Source organism: Paenibacillus tundrae, from assembly GCF_030812775.1.
GTDB lineage: Bacteria > Bacillota > Bacilli > Paenibacillales > Paenibacillaceae > Paenibacillus > Paenibacillus tundrae_A.
This window is the reverse complement of sequence record NZ_JAUSTI010000008.1, coordinates 132,073-157,099: the sequence shown is the minus strand read 5'-3', so window position 1 is coordinate 157,099 and position 25,027 is coordinate 132,073. Positions and strand designations below refer to the sequence as shown.

Annotated in this window: 15 protein-coding genes and 2 CRISPR repeat arrays; of the genes, 12 read left to right on the top strand and 3 right to left on the bottom strand. The window is 41.5% G+C overall.

From position 1 onward, the window contains the following. The first annotated feature begins 149 nt into the window (after positions 1 to 149). Complete coding sequence (locus J2T19_RS15865) at positions 150 to 1,553, top strand: hypothetical protein (protein WP_307217365.1); 1,404 nt, start codon at positions 150 to 152, stop codon at positions 1,551 to 1,553. Positions 1,554 to 1,748: 195 nt separating this feature from the next. Here the strand turns inward: J2T19_RS15865 and J2T19_RS15860 are convergent, their stop codons facing one another. Together J2T19_RS15860 and J2T19_RS15855 are read right to left on the bottom strand one after the other, a co-directional pair. Continuing rightward, the gene (locus tag J2T19_RS15860) at positions 1,749 to 3,251 is read right to left on the bottom strand and encodes a hypothetical protein (protein WP_307217363.1); all 1,503 of its coding nucleotides are present in this window, start codon (positions 3,249 to 3,251) and stop codon (positions 1,749 to 1,751) included. Positions 3,252 to 3,393: 142 nt separating this feature from the next. Next, entirely contained in the window at positions 3,394 to 4,422 is a 1,029-nt protein-coding gene (locus J2T19_RS15855; protein ID WP_307217361.1) for a phospholipase D family protein, read from the bottom strand. 344 nt (positions 4,423 to 4,766) lie between these two features. Between J2T19_RS15855 and J2T19_RS15850 the strand changes: the two genes are divergently transcribed. The 9 genes from J2T19_RS15850 (at position 4,767) to cas2 (ending at position 16,324) form a co-directional block, all read left to right on the top strand. After that, entirely contained in the window at positions 4,767 to 6,392 is a 1,626-nt protein-coding gene (locus tag J2T19_RS15850) for a WG repeat-containing protein (protein ID WP_307217359.1), read from the top strand. 647 nt (positions 6,393 to 7,039) lie between these two features. Continuing rightward, complete coding sequence (locus J2T19_RS28220) at positions 7,040 to 7,222, top strand: hypothetical protein (protein WP_442418847.1); 183 nt, start codon at positions 7,040 to 7,042, stop codon at positions 7,220 to 7,222. Between the two features lie 15 nt (positions 7,223 to 7,237). After that, positions 7,238 to 7,950: a CRISPR direct-repeat array (repeat unit 33 nt; unit sequence GTCGCACTCCGTATGGAGTGCGTGGATTGAAAT). A 334-nt stretch (positions 7,951 to 8,284) separates the two neighbouring features. After that, entirely contained in the window at positions 8,285 to 10,753 is a 2,469-nt protein-coding gene (gene cas3 / locus J2T19_RS15845; RefSeq protein ID WP_307217357.1) for a CRISPR-associated helicase Cas3', read from the top strand. A gap of 77 nt (positions 10,754 to 10,830) precedes the next feature. Beyond that, the gene (gene cas5c, locus J2T19_RS15840) at positions 10,831 to 11,553 is read left to right on the top strand and encodes a type I-C CRISPR-associated protein Cas5c (RefSeq protein ID WP_307217355.1); all 723 of its coding nucleotides are present in this window, start codon (positions 10,831 to 10,833) and stop codon (positions 11,551 to 11,553) included. Beyond that, on the top strand, positions 11,550 to 13,481 hold the full coding sequence (gene cas8c / locus J2T19_RS15835; RefSeq protein ID WP_307217353.1) for a type I-C CRISPR-associated protein Cas8c/Csd1: 1,932 nt from the start codon (positions 11,550 to 11,552) through the stop codon (positions 13,479 to 13,481). Before cas5c ends, cas8c begins: the two co-directional genes overlap by 4 nt. After that, positions 13,482 to 14,351 (top strand): type I-C CRISPR-associated protein Cas7/Csd2, encoded by an 870-nt coding sequence (gene cas7c / locus J2T19_RS15830; protein WP_307217351.1) that lies wholly within the window; start codon positions 13,482 to 13,484, stop codon positions 14,349 to 14,351. Then, positions 14,338 to 14,997, top strand: coding sequence for a CRISPR-associated protein Cas4 (gene cas4, locus J2T19_RS15825; RefSeq protein ID WP_307217348.1), 660 nt, complete (start codon positions 14,338 to 14,340; stop codon positions 14,995 to 14,997). The genes cas7c and cas4 overlap by 14 nt, the downstream gene beginning before the upstream one ends. Further along, positions 14,994 to 16,025, top strand: a complete 1,032-nt coding sequence (gene cas1c / locus J2T19_RS15820; protein ID WP_307217345.1) for a type I-C CRISPR-associated endonuclease Cas1c — start codon at positions 14,994 to 14,996, stop codon at positions 16,023 to 16,025. The genes cas4 and cas1c overlap by 4 nt, the downstream gene beginning before the upstream one ends. Positions 16,026 to 16,033: 8 nt before the next feature. Continuing rightward, on the top strand, positions 16,034 to 16,324 hold the full coding sequence (gene cas2 / locus J2T19_RS15815; RefSeq protein WP_145049592.1) for a CRISPR-associated endonuclease Cas2: 291 nt from the start codon (positions 16,034 to 16,036) through the stop codon (positions 16,322 to 16,324). 194 nt (positions 16,325 to 16,518) lie between these two features. Then, a CRISPR array of direct repeats spans positions 16,519 to 18,247; the repeat unit is 33 nt; unit sequence GTCGCACTCCGTATGGAGTGCGTGGATTGAAAT. Positions 18,248 to 18,339: 92 nt separating this feature from the next. Here the strand turns inward: cas2 and J2T19_RS15810 are convergent. Beyond that, on the bottom strand, positions 18,340 to 20,076 hold the full coding sequence (locus J2T19_RS15810) for a methyl-accepting chemotaxis protein (protein ID WP_307217662.1): 1,737 nt from the start codon (positions 20,074 to 20,076) through the stop codon (positions 18,340 to 18,342). A 489-nt stretch (positions 20,077 to 20,565) separates the two neighbouring features. Here J2T19_RS15810 and J2T19_RS15805 point away from each other — a divergent pair, with 489 nt between their 5' ends. Beyond that, positions 20,566 to 22,584 (top strand): CotH kinase family protein, encoded by a 2,019-nt coding sequence (locus tag J2T19_RS15805; RefSeq protein ID WP_307217343.1) that lies wholly within the window; start codon positions 20,566 to 20,568, stop codon positions 22,582 to 22,584. Positions 22,585 to 22,959: 375 nt separating this feature from the next. After that, a complete protein-coding gene (locus J2T19_RS15800) occupies positions 22,960 to 24,648 on the top strand; it encodes a methyl-accepting chemotaxis protein (RefSeq protein WP_307217341.1) in 1,689 nt (562 codons plus the stop codon). Positions 24,649 to 25,027 lie beyond the last annotated feature (379 nt).

Here is a 25,027-nt window from a genome sequence, read left to right as displayed (position 1 = left end):
CATCTTCGATGTCTAGCCTGGCGAATTTATCAATTGTCGCTTAAACGATCGAAGATGATCATCTGTATCTTTCTTAGATTCTCTCTACCTCATATAGACCCATACGAGAATATAAGCAAATACCAAATACATAAATTAAGGAGCAAATTATGACTGACTTTATTTTTGAAGAAGAACTGAAAAATGTCCCCAATAGTGTCGTTAGAGAATATCTTGCCGAGGTAATAGCATGCTACAATATGGGGTTTTATAGATCTGCTATTGTTTCTTTGCATAATGTAGTGCTTTGTGATTTTATTTATAAGCTACGAACGTTAAGTGAGGTTTATGAGGATCAAAAAGCAAATGATATACTTTCTGAACTCGGGGATAGCCAGTCTAACATCGACGAAAAGTATTCTGAATGGGAAAAGAAACTTATAGGTGGCGTAAGACAAACAAAATTAATAGATGAACAAGAAATTGATTTAATTAAGAGGCTTAGAGAAGATAGACATCATTGTGCTCACCCAGCATTAAAAGACACGAATTTGTATATCCCTAATAAAGATCAGACAAGAGCACACATCAGAAATATGTTTGAAACTGTTTTTCTGAAGGAGACTATACTTGCTAAAGAAATAATTAAGCCAATTTTAGAGGATATTAAGAGGTATTTTAAAGAAATAGGAAACAATAATATAGAGAGATTCACTCAGCATTTAGTTACTAGGTACTATAACAAACTAAATAGGAAGTCAGAGAAAGAATTATTCAAAACCTTGTGGAAGTTTGTTTTTCAAAAATACGGCGAAGATTACAATGAAAATAGACTAGGTTGTTACTATGCTCTAGTAGCTTTGATTAAGAGAGATGAGCATAAATTTTTAGGGTACCTAAAGGAAGGAGTCCTCGAATATTGTAATATAAAAATAAATGAAGAAGATGCATTTATCAATACAGGGATATACATTGAGTATAAAAGGCTTCAGCAAGTAGATTTGACATTAGTGACATCACCTCAAGCACTTCTAATTTACTTTTTGAGTGAATTCGGTTTATTCTACGGAGAAATGAAGGAACATGTGGATACTGTGATACAACATGAGGCTGATAAAAATATTAATTTATATGTGCGGTTATTATATAGTAAAGATAGCTTTACTGAACATTTGAATGCAATTTTTCAGTACCGCGTAAATGTTTCCAGTACTATTGATGACTCTAATTTTTACCATTACTATAAGCAAGATACTTCTATCACAGTAGAACAAGTTAATTATCTATTACATGAGGCGGAGAAAAGAAACTCTATACAATCTTTAGTTGGGTTTTCGCTTCGATGGTTGAAGGAGAGTAGTAGCTATGATTCAACTCCTTATGTTTTTGAAACTGAAATTTTCCCAATATTTGATAAATTCAATCGCGAGGATATCTTAGAACTACTTGAGATAATGTATAATAACGGTCAGATTTCTGGTGAAACTAAATATAAACACCGCTATATGCCAGTAGTAAGAGCTAGAGTGGCAGAATTATTAGGAGATGACTTCGAACATCCAGTTTTAAGATGACAAAAAATATGTCGTGGCGTTTGTCTGATCGATCAAAACTGTGATTACACCCGTAGAAGCTTATGTGTTGTATCTTCGGACAGGGGTTCGACTTCGCTCGCCTCCTATAGTAGTAAAAACAACAAGACTGCCCTTTTAGGTTGTCTTGTTGTTTTTACTACATAAATACTCATAATGTTTTTAATGTCTCCTGGCTCAATTGATGCCATTTGAAACATCTAGTATCACTTTCTCATCATTAATTAAACCATTAGTAGAAAGCCATGAAAGGTTAATGAATGTGAGTTTTTTTATGCTATCATCAGATAACTTGCCAAAAATATAATAATCTGATTTTGGTTCTGAATGGATTGAAGTTATCTTTTCAAAGGTATCAAATTGATAAGATAACTGACTAGTGTTTTCTGAACTTAACTTTTTTATAAAACCATTGTACCATAGTTCGTTATCTCTTAGAGATACACTTATTGTGATTTTCCAGTCTTTTGATTCCCCAGAGTACACTGTAAGTTGGTTAGGTTTAGTTATTTGTATAGATGAGTCTTTGCTTATTTCAAGAAGATTTTTTGAAGTGGTGGATATGTAAAGATAACGGTCATCTTCGGCAACTAACTTACCATTAATTACAGTGCCATTGATTTGTATCTCTTCATTTGCTGTCAGCTTAACTAAATCTAAAGTAGTACTAATATAGTTTCCTGTTGAGAAAAAGATAAAAGAAAGCATTGGGATAACTATAACGATGAAGAGTGATAATACAAACAGAACAAAGTAAAAAAATTCTTTAATAGAAAATTTGAAACCAGGTGATTTATTCTTTTTGACACTGTCTGTTCTATTTAATGTATTACGAGGAGAGCGTTCCATTATATTAATTATCACTGAACTTAGTACTATAACGAATGCTGAATACACTACCAAAGACCACAATAACCCAAATATCTTTGCGAAAATTATTGGTATTAGACTACCGATAATTAGCACTACCAGTATAATTTTATAATGTTTTGATATTACATTTATGAGATAGAACAAGGCAATTAGAAATAATGATACCATTAAAGGAATGAGCCATACTAACATGAATCTAATAAAAACTGAAATTTCAATCGAAGAGTTGGCGTTGATTAATATAAGCGACAAACTGACAGTCGATGCAAATAGGAAATAAAAGATTCCAAAGAGTATAAACGTTAATCCTAAACCTTTTAATCTATATAAAGAAATGAAAAAAGCAACTACACCAGAAAAGAGAAACCCAGCTATATAGCAGGAGAAACGATTAAGTGGCACATTTTTTATAACAATATCAAGGAGTGCATTGTCAGTTTGACCGAAAAAGTAACCGTAAAGGATTAGATATCCAATCAGATAGAAAATAGGGAATGTACCTATAGCAGTCAAAACAGCCTTTAAAACAAATACAAAAATATTTCCAGAAATAAATTCCATCCAGTTAGTTAAATTCACTGTTTTAATAATTTGATATGTTTTCAAATGAGAAATGAGTTCCTTTTCTTTTAATCCGATAAAGTCAGCCATTTTTTTAGTCTTATTGGCATGACTTTCAAATTGTAATTGTAGAAAATCTTTGTAGCTTGAATTGAATTTTTCATAAAAATCCGATTCAAACCCCTCTGATAATTTCCCATGATAAATCTCTTTAAAAGTTGATTTATCATAACTTATATTTTCCATTTACAAAACCTCTCTTTTTACTCCGATATATATCATTAAAGCTACATGAAACAGATAAAATATTTACATTGGTACACATTTCTTATTTATTATGATGAATTGTGTGTAATCAACGAAACTACACTAGGAAGTTGATGTTTCTTTATTTGCTATTATCTATGATATTAATGAGGTGTAGACCAAAATCATCTGTTAATCTCAGTCTATCATGTCCGTGTTGAAGTCCCCCCAACGTTTTTCCCTGTGCATGCGTGACCATTAAACTTGGATCAAATGATGCTATACAATTTGCTAATGTATGATTGAAGTCATTCCACCTAGAACTGTACCTTGGATTCAGATTTTTGGCCTTCAACTCCCAAGACCAACGGTATTCGCTATTCCAAATATACGGATCGCTTATCACCTCGAAATAACCTAAAAGCTTGGTTAACCCTACTCCATGACAAATAAGAATATCTCCAATACGCACATCATTTGGACGCTTAGAAAAGTGCATTGCTTCGATATCATTTAACAAAACCCTGTTAACTGAAAATGGATCTTCTTTAGAGCCAACGGGTTTTATAAAATAGCGAACATCAGGAACTTTATTGGTAACAGGATACTGAAGAAGATGACTAACTACTAATTCTAATTTAGATTCTGCCGGCTTAAACAGTTCTGTGAAACGATCAATATTCATAATGATCTGAGTAAGATCATCTGTAGTTAACGGACAACTGCTTATTTTAAATATATCTTCTAAAATCTTAGTGAGATCTTGAGGGCTCTCTATTAGTACGCCCCACTCGTGATTCAGATTTAGTCCGCTTTCTGTAAAATTAGCTGAAGTAATAATTCCCTTGATAGGTGTTGAGTTTTTTGAACCGATATAAATTTTCCCATGAAGTTTATTATCAATATGTACTTGTAAATCAATCTTATGTAAGCGGCAGTTATACAATAATGAATGAAATGAGTTCGATTTCTTAAATACATCGGGATCATTGTCACGAAGGGTGGTTACTAAGACTAAACGTTTAATCTCCGAAGGTGCTATAAAATTTTCGAAGAATAAGTCAAATGTCTCCATCAGAAACGGACTTATAATGTGTAACTCATCCATTTCACGAAAAAGTTCTCTCATTTCGATATAATGATTGGAATCCAAATTGTTGAGAATTTTCATCTATATCCTCTCCTTTGTAAGTATTATAGCAATAGATAGTTTTAGAAATCTCCCCTTTTTTAGTTTGAAATTTGAAAGTAAGCCATTATAGATAGTACTTAGAATAGTTATTTTTAATTATTATTAAGGTAATGTCCTCACAGTATGTGGAGGGGGAAGATCGGATCGTGATTAATATTGACCACATGTATATTCAATGTTGTCAACTAACAGCAGAGAAATCCTGGGACAGTGAGTTAGCTTAGCAACTATTCCTTTTGATCATTAAGCTATTGATAGTTGTCTTTCCTTATGTCTTAATGAAAGAGTAAGTCGTTAGATTTAAATTGAGGAGGAGTATGGTATTGAAGAAAAGGGTAAAGTATCGAAAATACATGGGGATTTTCGGCGTTTCAATCTTGATGCTCATCGCGGCAATCTCGTTATCGCCGAGGGTCGCGCTAGCAGGGAACGAGCCAATATATCATGAGTGGGATAAAGCGCAGGAACATGTTGGGTTGAGCCATCTGTGGTTCACTGACCGAGCAGAGAATGGCCTCATCCCCGTTCGTCAAAACTGGAAGTGGGGATTCATCAATTACCAGGGCAAGTTTGTCATTAAGCCACAGTTTCAATTAGCAAGAGATGCATTCTATCAGGGCGTTGCAGTCGTAAATAGAAATCAGTTAATTAACAGTAAGGGCAAAGTAATATTTCAGGACAAAAGCATTGAATATATCGGTGGGTTTGACAATGGGCTGGCGATCGCCAAGAAAAATGGGAAGATTGGCTACCTAAATACCAAAGGGAAATTCGTTATTTCTCCTACATATGAGGCAGGAACAAGCTTTTACAATCAAGCAGCATTGGTCAAAAAGAATGGTAAGTGGGCACTCATTAATACCAAAGGAAAATTGCTTACGGCGTTTAACATTGAAGACAAGGAATATGGAACAGCTTATCGTAAATCAGGAGTATTCCCCGTAAAAATAAATGGACAGTGGGGGAGTATGGATTACAAGGGACAACTTGTGGTACCTGCTGAATTCCGTAACAAAATTGAATTCAGAGGGAATACATTAGAGTGGGGGCTCCACCGTGATGCGTACAGTGCTATTGTTCAACAGGATGGTTTGGTTATCCCCTTAGATAAACAATATCACAGTTTAGATGAACCACAGAATGGACTATGGAAAATCCAAGGAAGTGGCGAAGGAGTCGTTGATGTATCCGGAAAGATAATTGTTGAACCTCAAGATGAGCAAAAAGTTATTCTCTCAGGAGATGGAAGTTATGCTGTGAGAGACATGAAAGATCCAAGTGCCGGTTGGACAGTTTATAAAAAAGATCAAACGCTACTATTCGAGTCCAAGTATACAGATATTCAAGCTTTTTCAGAGGACCTAGCTGCTGTGAAACTTAATCAAAAATGGGGCTATGTTTCGAAGCAGGGAGACATTAAAATATCCGCTCAGTACGAAGAGGCTAACCTGTTCCAAATGGGAAGTGCCGTCATTCGCAAGAATGGTAAGTATGGATTAATTGGAACTCGTGGTGAAATCATTCTGCCTACCAAATACGATGAAATGGTTCCACTTTTCGAGCGAAGCAATTACATGAATAACCAGATTGAGAAAGTGACCACAAAGAATCCGCTATACCGGGTAAAGCTGAAGAAGAACTATGGGATCGTGGATAGTCGTGGGAAAGTCGTTATGGATGTGAAATACGAAATTCTTGATATCGATCGTACCGACTATTATCACGATATTGATCCGATCGCAACGATTCAATATGCTTTAAAAGCGAAGGATGGCTCGATAACCACAGCAATCAATATTGAGACGGGGAAACGGATATTTCCAAAATATGAATTCGTAAACTATCTAGGTGACGGAATGTACAGTGGTATACCGCTAGGGAATAAAAGTAAGTATGTTATTTTCAATGCAAAAGGCAAAGAAGTATTCCGCTCAGGTTTTGATGGTTGAATTGATTGGTATACGTTCGCGTTCAAGAGGTTAACAACGAAATTTCTAACACTCGTAATTGGTTTCGCGTTAAAAACCACCTGAGTTTATTAAAGATAGATTTTAGAGGGGAGTGAGATCAGACAGTCGGGCATAAGGTTAAACTAATGCCAAGCTATAGATCTGCAAAACAATCAATGCAGCTGATCATTATGATTGCCTGCTTTTGTTCATTAAATATAAGCAATATATAATAAATGTAATGATGTATACGGATCATTTTTAGACGACTAAGCAAGAAACGATGAAGCAACTTGCACCATGGATGGTTAAGTGGACGAATTCAGGTGCGAACCCCAAGCTCACATGATTTCCCTGGGACATTCGCACTTCGAATGTTGTCGAAAGAATCATTTTCATGACCTTATGGCAACATCGATATTGAACTTATTTACTTTTATTTTATATAATGGACGAAATACTTGTTATAAATATCGGAATTACGCGATAAGTAGTGATAATATATCCTTATTACGTATGTTTCCGCTGTCGCACTCCGTATGGAGTCGCACTCCGTATAGCATATCCGGCCAGTTGATGATGAACGCTGTGAGTCGCACTCCGTATGGAGTCGCACTCCGTATTCCATTCACTACAATGGAGGTATCGTGACCTTCTTGGGTCGCACTCCGTATGGAGTCGCACTCCGTATTCGGTTAGGCATATCATCCATAACCGAAACAACTGGTGTCGCACTCCGTATGGAGTCGCACTCCGTATTCCGTCTCATAAATGTGCTGTATGATACCTTGTTAGGTCGCACTCCGTATGGTCCATCTGTTCTGCTGTAAAAATACAGGCCTTGAGTCGCACTCCGTATGGAGTGCGTGGATTGAAATTAAAGCCTTTGCCTGAGCATCCATCGCAGCGGCATGTCGCACTCCGTATGGAGTGCGTGGATTGAAATTCCTACGGTGAGGTGGTCTGGGTACAACTCAAGGGCGTCGCACTCCGTATGGAGTGCGTGGATTGAAATTTACTGGGTACGTTCAACAAATTCAATACCCACGTCGCACTCCGTATGGAGTGCGTGGATTGAAATTTTAACGCAATTTAACATTAAGGCATCTCTATTGGGTCGCACTCCGTATGGAGTGCGTGGATTGAAATATATAGACTCTGGATTGGAGCAATATAATTGTTAAGTCGCACTCCGTATGGAGTGCGTGGATTGAAATACAGCCTCGTATTGCCGTCGAATAGTTTCAGTATTGGTCGCACTCCGTATGGAGTGCGTGGATTGAAATCTCTGTTTAAGTCTGTCGCCACAGACATGAATGGTGTCGCACTCCGTATGGAGTGCGTGGATTGAAATCAGAGATACGATAGGACGGATTAATAAACCATCTTGTCGCACTTCGTATGGAGTGCGTGGATTGAAATGTCAATACAGCCACATTAACCGTACCGTCGTCTGGGTCGCACTTCGTATGGAGTGCGTGGATTGAAATCACTACGGATTTAATAGGATTTAACAGACCAACACGTCGCACTCCGTATGGAGTACTTGTATTGAAATTCCTTATGATCACCACCAGAAGAATCAGAGTATTTTCGCAATCTATACGAGTGCGGCAAAAACATTAACGAAGACATGAAATCTACCTTTGATACGAGTCCTAGTTTTGGCCTAAACAAAAGACATATCTCAATTAGATGAGGTATGCTTTTTTGTATCCAAGAAAGGAAAGAAAACAGTTAAACCGACTGAACCTAACACCAAATTACATAATATTCTATAAAAGTACAATTCTTAGAAGGGAAATGTATGTGAATGTCGAAAATTACTATACAAGTCTTTTTACCTATTTACTTGGGAGAAAGGTCTTGAAAAATAATGGTGGTGAGCATTCATGAGCTACATTGCGCATATCCGTCAAAAAGACAACGAGATCCAGACTGTACAAGATCATTTAAACGAGGTACAGCAGGGAGCAGAGCGAGCTGGAGAGAAGATTGGCATCAAAACTTTAGCTGGGATAACAGGTCTTTTACATGATATGGGCAAATACACTGATGAGTTCCTAAGTTACATTCAAGAAGCCGTAGCAAATCCCGACAAACCTCCAAGAAGAGGGTCTGTAGATCATTCTACCGCTGGAGGCAAGCTGATCCATGAGCGTTACCATTTTAGTGGGGCAACACCACAAGCTAAATGTACAGCCGAATGGGTTGCCAACTGTATTATCTCACATCATCAAGGTTTGAGAGATTACATCTCTCCTGATCAAACTTCTCCTTATATAGAGCGTGTCATAACAAAGGAATTAAAACAATACGAACAAGCAAGAGAAGAGTTTTACAAGCACACCCCTCCTGAGCATTTAGATACATTATTCGAACTCGCTACCTCAGAGCTACAACACTACATACAGATCATTAAGGATCACAAGCTTCCACTCATTACGGGATCATTACTTATGAAATACATGTTTAGTTGTCTTATTGACGCAGATCGAACCAATACACGACGTTTCGAGGAAAATGAGACCTCGCTAGAATCAATAGATCACCGATTTTTTTTTCAAACAAGCTTTACACTATTGTCTCAGCACTTGGCTGGGCTTGAACAAGGAGACTCTGCCAACACACCAATTAATCAATTGCGAAGGGAAATGTCACGCCAGTGCGAAGAATTCGCGTTCCGTCCTTCTGGCGTATACACTCTTTCGATCCCAACAGGTGGTGGCAAAACCCTTGCCAGTATGCGCTACGCACTGAAACACGCTATCGAACATAACAAAGAACGCATTATTTATATCGTTCCTTACACCACCATAATAGAACAGAACGCTGCCGAAATTCGTAGTATTTTACAAAATGACGATATGATACTTGAACATCATTCCAACGTAGTAGATGACAAGTTTGAAGATCGTCATGAGGATGACGACGGCGAAAAATATGAGGTTCGCAAAAAAAATCTCAAATTGGCTCGAGATCACTGGGATCGCCCAATTATTTTTACAACTATGATTCAGTTTCTCAATACGTTTTATGCCAGTGGGACTCGTAATGTAAGGAGGCTGCATCAGCTCTCTAATGCCGTTATCGTGTTTGATGAAGTGCAGTCTGTTCCTGTGAATTGTATCTCCCTTTTCAATGCGGCACTTAACTTTCTGAATGTGATTGGACGTTCAAGCTTATTGCTCTGTACAGCGACTCAACCAGGGCTAGATTTTGTAAAACATAAGCTTCACTTCTCGAATGAACCTGAGATAATTCAAGATTTAGAACATGTGGGACGCAGTTTCAAACGTGTTGAATTACATGATCTTACTCAGGAAGCGCAAGCAGGCTGGGGAGCGGATGAGTTATCTTGTTTTGTACAGGAACAGATGCGGGAAGTGAACAGTGTATTGGTGATTTTAAATACCAAAACGGCCGTTCGGAAGTTATTCGAAACATTAAATGAAGTGCAGTGGCTGCATGACGAAGATGTTCAAATCGTACATTTGAGTACCAATATGTGTCCTGCACATCGGAAGGACGTTTTTGCAGGGAATGAAGAACAAGATGGCTTGATTCAAAGACTGGAAAAAGGCGAACGAATCATCTGTGTGAGCACACAGCTCATTGAAGCAGGCGTTAATATTAGCTTTGAATGTGTTATACGGTCATTGGCTGGACTTGACTCTATTGCACAGGCCGCTGGACGTTGTAATCGTCATGGCAAAGATGAGATACGTAATGTGTATATTGTTCGAGCATCGGATGAAGTGTTAACCCACTTGCCTGAAATAAAAATTGGTGCGGATAAAACAGAACGAGTCCTTCAGGAATTTAGGGTCAATCCAGCGTCATTGGGAAATGACCTATTATCTAGCGAAGCTATCGCCTGTTATTTTAAATATTATTTTCATCATATTGAGGAAAAGATGCACTACCCAATTAAGCAACTTGAACAGAAAAACTTGTTTGATTTGATTGATCGTAATAGGTATTACGTGGATGCATATAAGAACAGACATGCCAAGCAACCAGAGGTACTGAACCATTATGCAATAGCTACAGCGGAGAAGTATTTCGAGGCCATATCTAATAGGGCTACAGCGGTTCTTGTACCTTATGGAGCAAAAGGGAAGAGGCTAATCTTAGATTTAAATGGTGCGTTGGAGCCGAATGAATTAGGAGAATTTTTACGGGAAGCTCAACAATATACGGTGAACATCTATGATCAGGAACTCCGACAATTAGAGAAAAATGGGGATGTTATACCCTTGCTGCACGGCCATGTCCTTGCTCTACGCGAACCAGCGTATTCTGAACATTTCGGTGTGGAACCTAAGGGTGAGGGTACTTGGGACATGGCTATGTTTTGAGAAGTAAACTCAACATGTGGCAGGGAGATTCATGACACATGATCTCCCTGCTATATAGCATAGAAAGGAGTTGAACCATGAGGAATCAAATCGAATTTGAAGTATCCGGTAAATATGCGTTGTTCACAGACCCGCTTACCAAGCTTGGGGGAGAGAAGTTTTCATATCAAATCCCTACATATCAAGCACTTAAAGGCATTGTGGAATCAGTTTACTGGAAACCCACCTTAATTTGGATTGTGGACGAAGTACGTGTCATGAATCCAATCCAGACCGAGTCCAAAGGAATGCGTCCAATTGAATACAGCGGTGGTAATACGCTGGCCTATTATACGTATCTAAGAGATGTTCGTTATCAGGTGAGAGCTCATTTTGAATTTAATCCTCATCGTGAAGACCTGCTTCATGATCAGAACGAACATAAACATCACAATATAGCCAAACGAGCCGTTCAGGTCGGAGGAAGAAGAGATATTTTTCTAGGTACACGTGAATGCCAAGCATATGTGGAGCCATGTAAGTTTGGGGAAGAAGAGGGGTTTTACGACCGTATCGGGGAACTCGACTTTGGCACGATGCTGCATGGGATCAGTTACCCTGACGAGACAGGAAGTAACGAGCGTGAAGTGCGCCTGTGGAAAGCAAAAATGAAGTATGGCATTATACAATTCGATCGTCCAGATGAATGTACGTTAGTTCGCAAAATTGGGGAGGGTTCAACGAAAGTGTTCAATACCTCCAATATGCAGTCGGTCGATGACCTACATTCCGAATGGTTTGGAAAAGAGGTGAGTGAATGAACTGGCTTGCCAATTTAAGTAAAACCTATGATGACCATTCCAAGGTTGTCGGACAGTTTGAAATGAAGAAAAATGGTAAAGAGTACGCTTTGATCCCTATATCTCATACGACTCAGACTGCACATATTGAAATACATCTGGATGGAGATGGGAATATCGTTAAAGCGGATGTGGTAGATAAAAACGATGGGAGTACCATTATTCCTTGTACCGAGGCTGCCGCGAGTCGAACAAGTGCGCCGGTGCCATATCCGCTTTTTGATAAGTTAATGTACGTTGCAGGGGACTATACATCATACTGCGGTGAAGTTAAAGGAACCCCTTATCAGGATTATTTAGCTCAGCTTAAAGCATGGTGCGATTCGCCCTTCAGCCATCCCAAGGTGCAAAGCGTGTTGAATTATGTGAGCAGTGGTACGCTAATCGCTGATTTAATAGATAGAGGTGTGCTCCATCAGGATAACCGTGGAAAGTTACTAGAGAAGTGGGCAGCTGGATCGGTGGATCAGGAGAGTAGGAAGCCTGACATTTTTAATGTCATTGCATCCGATCAGAGCGGGGCGTTTGTCCGATTTGCAGTGAACATTCCCGGTGAACCAGAATCCAGATTGTGGCGAGATACGTCCGTGCAGCAATCTTTTATTCAATTTTATGAGATGAGTTTGCAAGATAAAGATATTTGTTTTGTTACGGGGGATTATCTGCCAGTTGCAGATAAACATGCGTCGCGCATACGTCACTCTGGAGATAAATCCAAGCTGATCTCGGCCAATGACTCCAGTGGATTTACCTATCGAGGGCGATTTCGTAATAGCCGTGAAGCGGCTGTGGTTAGTTATGAGGTTTCTCAGAAAGGCCATAATGCACTCAAGTGGTTAATCGATAAACAAGGAACAACAATTGACGGCAAAGTTTTTCTGGTGTGGGCAAGTACGAATCTTAATATGCCAGAACCTCAAGAAGATACATTCAGTTTATGGGGCGATGATGAGGAAGATTCGTTCACTAATGGTGACAGTACGCATAAAGAGTTTGCTTTAAAGATTCGAAAGGCAATTCAAGGTTATCGTTACGACGGAGATTATAAATCGTTGCACGAAGTAACCATCATGACACTGGATGCGGCTACTCCGGGCAGGATGTCCATTATGTATTATCGGAATTTAGATCAGAATGCGTATTTGGATCGAATTGCAGCTTGGCACGAAAGCTGTTATTGGCTACATCGCTATCGGAAAAATAAAAATGATAAGTTTATCTCGTTTATCGGAGCGCCAGCAACAAAAGATATTGCGTTTGCTGCCTATGGTCAGCGAGTCAGTGATAAGATCGTGAAAGGGCTTATGGAGCGGATGCTACCATGTATCATTGATCAACAACCTATTCCATTGGATATCGTCCGCAGTGTAATACATCGTGCTTCGAACCCTGTAGGTATGGAACCGTGGGAGTGGGAGAAAACACTTAGCATCACATGTGCATTGGTGAACAAAGAGGAGGGATACGGTGTGGCGCTTAATCTCGAAGCAACAGATCGAAGTTATTTATTTGGAAGAATGCTGGCTATCGCAGATGTATTGGAACGAAGTGCGTTAGGCAAGGAAGAAAAAAGGGCAACGAATGCGATTCGTTATATGAACGCTTTTGCACAACGCCCTGGTAGAACGTGGAGTATTATACAATCCAACCTTCAACCGTATCAGGCCCGAATGGGAACTGGCGCAAGATATTATAATTCGTTACTGGATGAAGTAGGTGCTAAGCTTCAGATCGAAGATTATACAGACAAACCGCTTACTGGTCTGTACTTACTCGGATTTTACAGCCAGCGTAATGATTTGTACACGAGTAAAAAAGAGAAAGATACTGCCGTGGCTGCTCTCGAAGATAACGATGAAAACCAATTGAATGAACAAGGGGATAACTAAATGAGTACACTTGATCGCAAAATTGATTTTGCTGTTGTATTGTCCGTTCGCAATGCGAACCCGAATGGTGATCCGCTGAATGGAAATCGTCCTCGTCAGAACTATGATGGTTTGGGTGAAATCTCTGATGTGTGCATTAAGCGCAAGATTCGCAATCGGTTATTGGATATGGGGGAGTCTATCCTGGTGCAATCGGATGAGAAGCGTACAGATGGTTACCGCTCTATTAAAGATCGTGTAGATGCCAATGAGAGTGTACAAGAACACGCCAAAGGTAAAAAAGCAAACAAAGAACTATACGCTGATGCTGCTTGTCAGTCATGGATTGATGTGCGAAGCTTTGGGCAAGTATTTGCTTTTAGTGGAACCGACGTATCCGTTGGTATTCGTGGTCCAGTCTCTATTCATACCGCTGTCAGCCTGGATCGGATTGATATAACGAGTATGCAGATTACCAAGAGTGTCAACTCGGTCACGACGGCGAAAGACCCGGATAAAAAAGGATCGGATACGATGGGTATGAAGCACCGTGTAGATTTTGGAGTGTATGTATTTTACGGTAGTATCAACACACAACTTGCGGAGAAAACAGGTTTTACATATGAGGATGCCGAGAAAATTCGTGAATCATTAAGAACGCTATTTGAGAATGATACTTCGTCTGCTCGTCCAGATGGAAGTATGGAGGTTCATCAACTATATTGGTGGGAACATAACTCCAAAATGGGACAGTATTCATCAGCTAAAGTACATCGTTCGTTGCAAATTGGACTAAAGCCAGATGTCATGGAACCGAAGTCTTATGAAGATTATGAGTACACTTTAGTGCCGCTAGAAGGCTTGGCAGTTCAACAGTATGAAGGACTATAAGGAAGAGGATTATCTATTGTTATCTGGCATTCAGCATTTTAATTTTTGCCGGAGACAGTGGGCGTTAATTCATATTGAACAGCAATGGGAAGATAACGTGCGAACCATAGAAGGGGATCATCTACATCGTAAAGCTGACGAGCCCTTGATCCGTGAAAAACGAGGAGACAAGCTGGTGGTGCGGGCACTGCCTGTGCAATCCAGAACGCTCGGAATTACAGGTATCTGTGATGTAGTAGAATTTATCCGAGACCCGAATGGTGTTCCACTTGCAGGAGAGGAAGGTACATACATTCCTTATCCTGTAGAGTACAAGCGTGGCAAACCGAAGCGGAATGATTCGGATCATTCTCAATTGGTTGCTCAGGTGATGTGCTTAGAGGAAATGTTAATGTGTGAGCTGCACACAGCTTTTTTCTACTACGATGAGATCAAACACAGGGTGGAAGTCGTTATTACTGAGGCAGACCGGGAACGAGTAAGGGAAAGTGTAAAAGAAATGCGACATTATTATGAGCGGAATCATACGCCTAAGGCTAAAGCTGGTCCTCATTGTAAGAGTTGTTCGCTTATCCATATCTGTGTGCCTGATATTTTGAGTAAACGATCTGTATCTAGTTACATTGAAAGCAGGTTAAATGAATGAAGAAACTGCTGAATACGCTGTTCATAACACTACCGGATACATATCTCGCATTAGACGGTGAAAATATTGTAATCAAGCAGGATGAGGCAGTATTGGCACGGTACCCATTGCATAATCTTGAATCTGTTTACACGTTTGGTTATGCAGGAGTAAGCCCTGCCCTGATGGGAGCATGTGCCACACGGAATATTAATCTGACATTTATGACGACTACTGGGCGGTTTCTTGCACGAGTAATTGGTGAAGATCGAGGCAACGTTGTACTACGTAAAGAACAATATCGCATATCGGATAATGAGGTGCGAAGTGCCCGTCTAGCACGGAATATGATTATCGGCAAATTGTACAATAACAAATGGCTGTTAGAACGAGCGACAAGAGATCATGCGTTAAGGTTGGACACGGACCGATTGAAGAAAGTAACAGCATCACTTAGTGAAACAATGAAACTCTTGCGAGAAGTAGAGCAATTGGATGTCTTACGTGGATTAGAAGGTGCCGCAGCGGTACAGTACAACTCTGTTCTAGATGAGTTGATTCTGCAACAAAAAGAATCTTTCTACTTCTATGGTCGCTCCAGGCGCCCGCCGCTTGATAAAGTTAATGCATTGATGTCATTCGCGTATACGCTACTATCTAATGATATGAAATCTGCATTGGAATCGGTAGGACTTGATGCATATGTTGGTTTTTTGCATCGGGATCGTCCAGGGAGAGCTTCTCTAGCGTTAGATATGATGGAAGAACTTCGGGGTGTCTATGCAGATCGGTTCGTGTTATCTCTGATCAATAAGAAAATAATTAATGGTCGAGGGTTCTACTCGAAAGAAAACGGAGCTGTCATTATGGATGACGACACTAGAAAGATCGTGTTGAAAGCATGGCAGGATCGCAAACAAGATAAAATAACGCATCCTTACCTTAACGAACAGATTTCTTGGGGACTCGTACCATATTCACAGGCTTTACTACTCGCTAGGCATATCCGTGGCGACTTAGATGAGTATCCTCCATTTATGTGGAAGTAGGTGTACGTATGCTTGTTCTTATAACATATGACGTAAGTACAACAGATAGTGAGGGCAGGAGACGCTTGTCCCGTGTGGCGAAGAAGTGCGTCGATTATGGACAACGGGTGCAAAACTCAGTTTTTGAATGTATGTTAGATGCTGCTCAATTCAAAAAGTTGCAGTTAGAACTTGAATCTATGATCGATAAAAAGACAGACAGCCTGCGTTTCTACAATTTAGGAGACAATTATAAAAGTAAAGTCCGCCATGTAGGGGCTAAAGCCTCTTATGATATGGGAGATACTCTTATTTTGTAGCAGGTGCGAATGTCATGCTCACATGATTTTCCTGGGGGATTCGCACCTCGGAAATTGCCTAAATCGACCTTTTTGTGACCTTTTGGTAACAGTGATGAGTTCATTTTGTATTATGTTTAGAATTTATATATTGAAAAATGACGAGTATACGTACCTCTATTATCATATGAGATATTGATACGTTATTTTTCGCTGTCGCACTCCGTATGGAGTGTGTGGATTGAAATCATGTAGATGTCGGCATGCCCTGGCGTAATCATCGTCGCACTCCGTATGGAGTGTGTGGATTGAAATCACCTTCTCGGAAGCAACTTCTTCATCCGTTTTGGTCGCACTCCGTATGGAGTGTGTGGATTGAAATCCTAACTCCTACGATATCGGTTTTCGTGCGCCTACGTCGCACTCCGTATGGAGTGTGTGGATTGAAATTTTCCCAAACAAGGTATCCTCCTGCTCCAACGGTTGTCGCACTCCGTATGGAGTGTGTGGATTGAAATCAAACACTCCTTACACCAAGGCCATTAACATTAGTCGCACTCCGTATGGAGTGTGTGGATTGAAATCATCATGGGCTAAGGATGATAAGATCGGAAATAAGGTCGCACTCCGTATGGAGTGTGTGGATTGAAATATCTGCTCCGGCAGCTAATTGACTGAACTGGACTGGTCGCACTCCGTATGGAGTGTGTGGATTGAAATTCTACCCATTCCACACCTTCAGGCGTGCTGATGAACGTCGCACTCCGTATGGAGTGTGTGGATTGAAATTGTGATATATCATGCTACGTCAGATTGCGGCACTGTCGCACTCCGTATGGAGTGTGTGGATTGAAATACTTGGTAGAAGTTATCAGGACGACCCTTTTAAAAAGTCGCACTCCGTATGGAGTGTGTGGATTGAAATCGTAATGTGATCAGTGAGTGGGTCGAGTCCGGTAGGTCGCACTCCGTATGGAGTGTGTGGATTGAAATCGGTTGGAAATCGAACTCAACTTTCGAAGTCGCTCGTCGCACTCCGTATGGAGTGTGTGGATTGAAATTTTAAAAATCGCTATAATACGCGGTGCCGCCATCGGTCGCACTCCGTATGGAGTGTGTGGATTGAAATATTTAATCACTATACAAATTTTGTATAGGTATGCGTCGCACTCCGTATGGAGTGCGTGGATTGAAATCGATAAGGTAAGAGACGCGCGATGCGACTCCGTTGGTCGCACTCCGTATGGAGTGCGTGGATTGAAATTCGTCCGGATCGATTAGGCGGGACATGGCGCGAGTCGCACTCCGTATGGAGTGCGTGGATTGAAATCGTAAGGCGCCAACCGTACAGAACGTCTTTGATCGTCGCACTCCGTATGGAGTGCGTGGATTGAAATTCTGCTATTGATTATCTTACCTACGGTTTGATGAAGTCGCACTCCGTATGGAGTGCGTGGATTGAAATCGTTAATATTAGCCATATACAGAGAGAAACGATTGGTCGCACTCCGTATGGAGTGCGTGGATTGAAATTACGATGAATCTGGATTTGCCCCAGATGAACTATGTCGCACTCCGTATGGAGTGCGTGGATTGAAATTCCGATCAGCCCGACATGCCGGGCTACAGCGTTGAGTCGCACTCCGTATGGAGTGCGTGGATTGAAATTGATGTATAATCGCAATCACCTAAATATCGTTCACGTCGCACTCCGTATGGAGTGCGTGGATTGAAATAAGAGCTTCAAAAGGTTGGGTATGCGGAGAATCCAAGGTCGCACTCCGTATGGAGTGCGTGGATTGAAATCCTGATCTTGGCGGCAAGTTTTTTTCTGTATCTCCGGTCGCACTCCGTATGGAGTGCGTGGATTGAAATGAATTACCAATGCAAGGAGGGACAACGTAATGGCTGGTCGCACTCCGTATGGAGTGCGTTAACTGAATTTTTACCTCGTTCCTATTTTCTATTACATACTTTAACCTATTCCAAATAAAAAACGGCTGAACAGCATTTCTGCTATTCAGCCGTTTTTCTAATCAACTCGCTCGCACTTTGAAGAACGAGATTAACTCCTGCAATTGCTCAGATACTGCTGACAGTTCATCAGAAGCGGTAACGATGGAAGCCATGGAGGATTCTTGCTCTTCAATGGATTGCTCGATCTGTTTACTGCTGCTGGCCGCTCTGCTGACACTTGAAGATAGCTCATCCGCAGTAGCAGACATTTCTTGTGTACTCGCGGATATTTCCTCTGTCGAGCTGGAGATATCTTGAATCTGGTTTGCTACTTTATTCGTTGCTGTAAGAATGTTCTCGAAGAACACGCCAGTCTCCTGTGTGACTTCCAGACCTTTCTTCACTTCCTGAGAGCCAAGCTGCATCGACGCGGAGGATTGAACGATATCCTGTTGAATCTCTTCGATTAATTGACGTATTTGTTTGGCGGATTCTTGGGATTGTTCTGCCAGGTTACGTACTTCTCCAGCCACAACGGCGAAGCCTCTGCCTTCCTCGCCTGCACGAGCCGCTTCAATGGAAGCATTGAGCGCGAGTAGATTCGTTTGTCCAGCAATTTCGGTGATCATATTAACAATGTTGCTAATCTGATTCGAGTTATTTTCCAGTGATTGAATTGACTCGGACGTATTCTCGACCGCGCCCGCGATGAGGCGCATCTGCTCAACGACCTGTTGCATGACTTCATTACCCGCACTGGAGCGTTGCTCCATGCTTAAAGCTTGATCTGCTGCGTCAGATGAACTGCTGGCAATCGTCTGAATTACGGTAGACATCTCGGTCATAGCACGGGCACTTTCAACCGTAGCTTGGTCTTGGGAGCGAAGTCCACTTGAGATATCCTTCATATGGTTACTGATGCTTTGAATGTTCTCATTATTTTTCTCAGAGATGTTGAGCAATTTCTTGGATGAATTCGATAGGTGATGTGACGTATTCTGTACTTTGTACATCGTATCGTTGATTCGTTGAATCATGGTATTGAATTTGCTATTGATAATCCCTAGATCGTCTCGTCCTACTTGAATCGTTACATCCAGGTTGCCTGTGCTCACTTCCTCAATACCGTGCATGAGGCTACGAATTGGGGCAAGTGTTCGCTTCAGTAGAATGTACTGCAGGATCATGAATAGAAGTAGGAAACCAACCAGACATATCGTGCCGTACAACAGCAGTTCATTCAGACCTTTAGGTACTGCACTTGCATCTACATCAAAAAATAGAGCAGCGTACATGGAACCATCGGCGTTATTGATCGGATAGATCAAGGTTGTCCAAGTGCCGTAATCATCGGTGTAGAAGTCACTGAACGCGGGCTTTCCGTCCACTTTCATCTGTTCCAGCACGACAACATTATTCTCGGGTAATTCATACATATCGCCTGCAGCAAGATTGCTTTCTTCGAAAGGTTCTACCAGGTTCGTAGGGACAGCAATAATGGATGTTCCGTTTCCACCTTCGAGTTCTGAGCCGAAAATATACGCCTGAGCGATGTTTGGATAGAATTCGTGAATGGAATCAAGGTAAGCTTTCATTTCCTGCTGGGCAGGACCTGTGTAGCTTTTTTCATTCATGGCTTCGTTTACTTTGGCCGTGTCCAGATCGACATACGATTTCTCGGTAATGACAGTTGCTTGATCATGCAGTTGTTCGACGAGAATATTCTTTTGTAACTGATACGCGGCAGTAATGAGGATGATACCAATCAACACGATACTACCGAATGAGATGACTAGATTTTTGGCAAAGAAAGGCATAGTACTCCAACGAAGCTTGTTTAACAAAGTGGTTCACTCCTTAAATGATGTTAAAAAATGTGTGGCCTGGACGAAATGTTACGTATGTAAGTTCAGGTCATTATTAAAGGAAGTTAATTTTTAACCTAAATTTCTTCGGTTTGTTTCTTTGATGCTTTGCTTGTATCTAATTGCTGCAGATCCGTTCTCTTGTGTATCATTCATGTCATGCGCAGGACCCCCATATAAGTTCTATACCTGTGATATATCGTAATATAGCCATATTTTTGTTAGATTTTGGCGTTTGATTAGTTCTTAAGAACTGGTTCTTAGGTAATATTTTGCGTTTTTTTCATCTTTTTTCTTGTATGACCATGAAAAATTCATCGGTATACATACTATTTAATTTTGCTTCCGTTTCAACATTTAAGATTCACTAAAGGTTCGTCCTCTACGATGGTTTCATAAGCCGCAGTCGCTTAACAGAGACTCAAGAAGGAGGAATCACATTTGAATCAGTTATTACGGAAAGTTGCAGTGACAGCCTTATCTGTGACGATGGTTACGTCATCATTTGCATGGATCGGAGGTCAACAGGCATACGCCGCTGAGAATAGAGCTACAGCTACAGCTTCAAGTACAGGCGTGACCCAAGCCTACGAGTCTTTGTTTCAAACGGATAATATTATTGATGTGAAGATTACGATTAACGACGCAGATTGGCAAAGTATGCTTGAGAGCCCGATGGATAAGGATTACAAACAGGTTAGCGTGGAAGTGGATGGCAATAAGCTGGATAACGTAGGGTTCTCGACGAAAGGCAATATGACATTAAGATCAGTAGCTTCAATGGAGGATTCCGACCGTTACAGCTTCAGATTGAAATTCGACAAGTATGACAAGACACAAACCTTGCTTGGTCTAGATAAAATGGTGCTGAACAACAACTACACCGATCCATCGTATATGCGTGAGATTCTCCATTATGAAGCATTGCGCAGCATTGGCATGGATGTGCCGATGACAAACTATGTCAACCTCTACGTTAACGGTGAACTGGTTGGTTTCTACACGGGTGTTGAGGCTGTAGATGACAGCTATCTGGAGCGTAACTATGGGGAAGATTATGAAGACGGCGTCCTTTACGATACCGAGGAGAAGAGCTACCTTCAGTATGAGGAAGATGGCGAATATAGCACACTCTCCAAGGACTTGGGCTCCGATAAAGACAAAACAAAACTCAAAAATTTCATTCAAGCCCTGAATGAGATGCCGGAAGGTGAAAAAGGTGATATCGAGAGTGTGCTGGACGTTGATTCTGCCCTTCAATATATTGCAGGAAATACCGTACTAGGTAACTATGACAGCTATAACGGAGACAAGGGACATAACTATATGCTTTATAGCGATGCTAATGGCAAATTTACGGTTGTGCCTTGGGACTTCAATATGTCCTTTAATGGATATTCGGCTGGTGGTGGAGGTCGCGGGACAGCGACAACTGGCTCAACCACAACGAATACTAACGCAACTAATGTATCCATAGATGAACCTGTGCTCGGCATTAGCATGGAAAGTGTACCGATGATCAATAATTTACTTGCCGTTCCGGAGTACAAGGGGAAATATCTGACCTACGTTAACGAGTTAACAGACTATTTGGAAGGCATTCAAGATCGAATCACAGAACTTTCAGCTAAGATTCGCTCTTATGTGGATGCAGATCCAACAAAGTTCTATACGACAGAACAATTTGAATCCAATATTGTGTATTCAGCCAATGGTGATACGGGAAGTGGTATGGGTGGTGGAAAGACCCCGCCAGAGGGTTTTGAAGGCATGACTCCACCTGAAGGGATGGAAGGCATGACGCCGCCAGAAGGAATGGAGGGGATGACTCCGCCCGATGGCACCACACCGCCTACACGACCTAGCGGCACAGCAGCTGGTGATGGCACAACCGACCCCACAGCGAATACAGGTGACAACTCAACAAGACCTGGTGGTAACTTTGGTGGAGGTCAGGGCATGAGCTCCATGGCATCTGGATCGATCACTACGTTTGCACTTAACCGTCTAGCGAACTTGCAAGAACAGCTCGGACGGGAGGTGACACCTTTACCAGAGACGGATGAACAACCGGATAATACGACGTCGAACGAAACAACGGATCCAGCGGCGATTTCGGTTACGGTGGATGGGCAGATGGTTACATTCCCTGGCCAGGAACCGCTTGAAGTTAGCGGACAAGTGATGATACCTGTGAACGCAATCTTTGAAGCGGTAGGAGCAGAGGTGACCTGGAACCCAACAGCGAAGACAGTAACCGCAGTATTGAATGATCAGACATTTGTCTTGAAGATTGGCAGCAGCACAGCAACGGTCAATGGTACATCAGTGGAAATTGACAGCCCGGCCATCATCAAGAACAGTCGTACCCTTGTACCCGTGCGCTTTATCTCTGAAGCTTTGGGGTTGAAGGTGGATTGGGATCAATCAACGGCAACCGTTAAGATCACGAGTCAATGATTAGACGTGATACTCGACAGAAATTTTAGTTTGATTCCACGGTTTCAGACATAAAAGCTTGGAGGATTCGATGATTTCATCGGGTCCTTTTTTGCATTCAATGAGTGGGGAAATATGTTCTTTGACGGATTGAAAAAGGACTTATGACCTGCTTTTTAGGGAGGGTAATTCCCTTGTTAGAGGTTTTTTTTACACATTTACGGAGAATGAGTAAGCGATTTGATTTTATTGAGCGATTTTTGTGATATATATCACTGAAATATTATACACATTGTTATTATTTCTGCCGATAACTCTATATGTGATAAGTCGAATTCAAGCTTTTCACATCGTAATGCATTAACAATTACTTAGGGAAATGGGTGGCGTACGTACATGCGAAGCATGAGTATTGGTACTAAAATTAGTTTGATTGTGATCGGCATTTTTATTCTTTTTTCCTCCGCCGTGGCAGTTAGCGTAATCATGGAAATGAGGCAGGGAATTACGACATTTGCTACGGAAAAGGCAAAACGGGATTTGCAGATGGCGAATCATATCATTACATACAAGTATCCGGGTGAATGGGCGATCAAGGATGGACAATTGTTCAAGGGTGAAGTAACGATGGAGGGCAACTTTGATCTCGTAGATGAGCTTGGTGAGGCTTCGGGAGATACCGTTACCATCTTTAGAGGAGATGAGCGGGTTGCCACCAACGTGATGGTGGATGGCGAGCGTGCAGTGGGCACGAAGGTATCGGAACAGGTCGCTCAAGCTGTTCTACAGCAAGGGGAACGGTATTATGGTGAAGCTGTTGTCGTAGGACAAACCTATCAGACAGCGTATGAACCAATCCATAACCAAGCGAGAGAGATTATTGGCATACTTTATGTGGGTGCCTCACAATCCTTAATTGATGTCATTATTTCTTCATTCCTAAAGACCTTCGCCATTGTCTGTATTGTTGCGATGCTGATCGCGATCACTGTCATCATATGGTACGTACGTCGAGTCAGAATGCGAATTGGGCGAGTATCCACAGCGATCAAGCTGGCTGGAACAGGCGATTTCACACAGTCGATTGAGGATCATGTGCAGGATGAGATTGGTCAACTCAGCACCGGTTATAACGAGATGCGAAGCAGCTTGAAGCTGATCATTCAAGGCGGACTACAGGCAGCAGAGAAAGCCGAGCATTCGACCGGTCAATTATTGACTATTGCTGAGCGAACAACGAGCGAGTCTGAACAAATATCGTCTTCCGTGGAACAGGTAGCGCGTGGTGCAGAGAGCCAGATGATCAGTACGGAAGAAAATCTGCAAGCGATGGAAGAAGTAGCTGTAGGTGTTCAGCGGATGGCGGACAAAGCTTCAAGTGTCTCAGAGTCGGCAATATATTCACGCAAGCAGGCTGAGAATGGTGGCGAGACTGTTCAGATGACGGTGGAGCAGATGTCAGCTATCCACACTTCAGTTCAGACAACAGATGAGATCATGCGTATGTTGGAAGCGAAGTCAGCTCAGATTAGTCAGATGGCTTCTACGATTCATGAGGTCGCTAGGCAAACAAACCTACTCGCGCTTAATGCTTCCATTGAAGCAGCTAGAGCTGGGGAGCATGGCAGAGGTTTTGCTGTCGTGTCCTCCGAAGTACGTAAGCTTGCAGAACAGGCCGGAGACTCTTCGGAAAAGATTGATGAATTGGTACAAGGTATGGAACAAGATATGCTGCTCTCCATCACAGCTCTATCCAAGGTCAAAGATGAAGTGCAGGAAGGCATTCGCTTGACGCGAGAGACTGAGCTGAATTTCAGTCAGATTCGAGATACGAATGAACAGATTGCCTCAGAGATTGAAGAGATGGCTGCTACAAGTGAAGAGATGTCCGCAGGCGTAGAGCAGGTTGTGGCATCCGTTCATGAGATTGCGCGTCATGCGCATACAGCAAGCGCCAACTCACAACAGGCAGCTGGTTCTGTTCAGGAACAGCTTCAGTCTGTGGAGCAGATTAAATCATCCGCAGCTGTGCTGTCGGATATATCAACAGAGCTTCAGACATCTTTGAGTCCATTCAAGATCTAGTGCAGGTGACTATGAAATAGTTAGGTTATTAGATCGTAGATGAAAAAGACCCTGATCGCTTCAAGCGAATCAGGGTCTTTTTCTCATCGAGCCCATTTTAGCGATTAGGTAGTTGTGTTGGGTGTGCAGATGTGGAAGAAGAAGTAGGCAGGGCGGGCAAATGTTCTTTCATTGGATGCTGTGCAGGTTGCTTGTCAGCATAGAAATGGAGAATGTCATCTACAGTTGAAAATACGATTGAATCATCTTTCGATTTAGGTTGGTTAGTTAGGATAAAAACCTCGTTTCTTAAGGTGGGTATTACCTTATAAGTTGTATGGTGTTCCATATATGATACGTGTTTTGCTCAGGCAACTTCACGATCAGGTGAATAAACAAA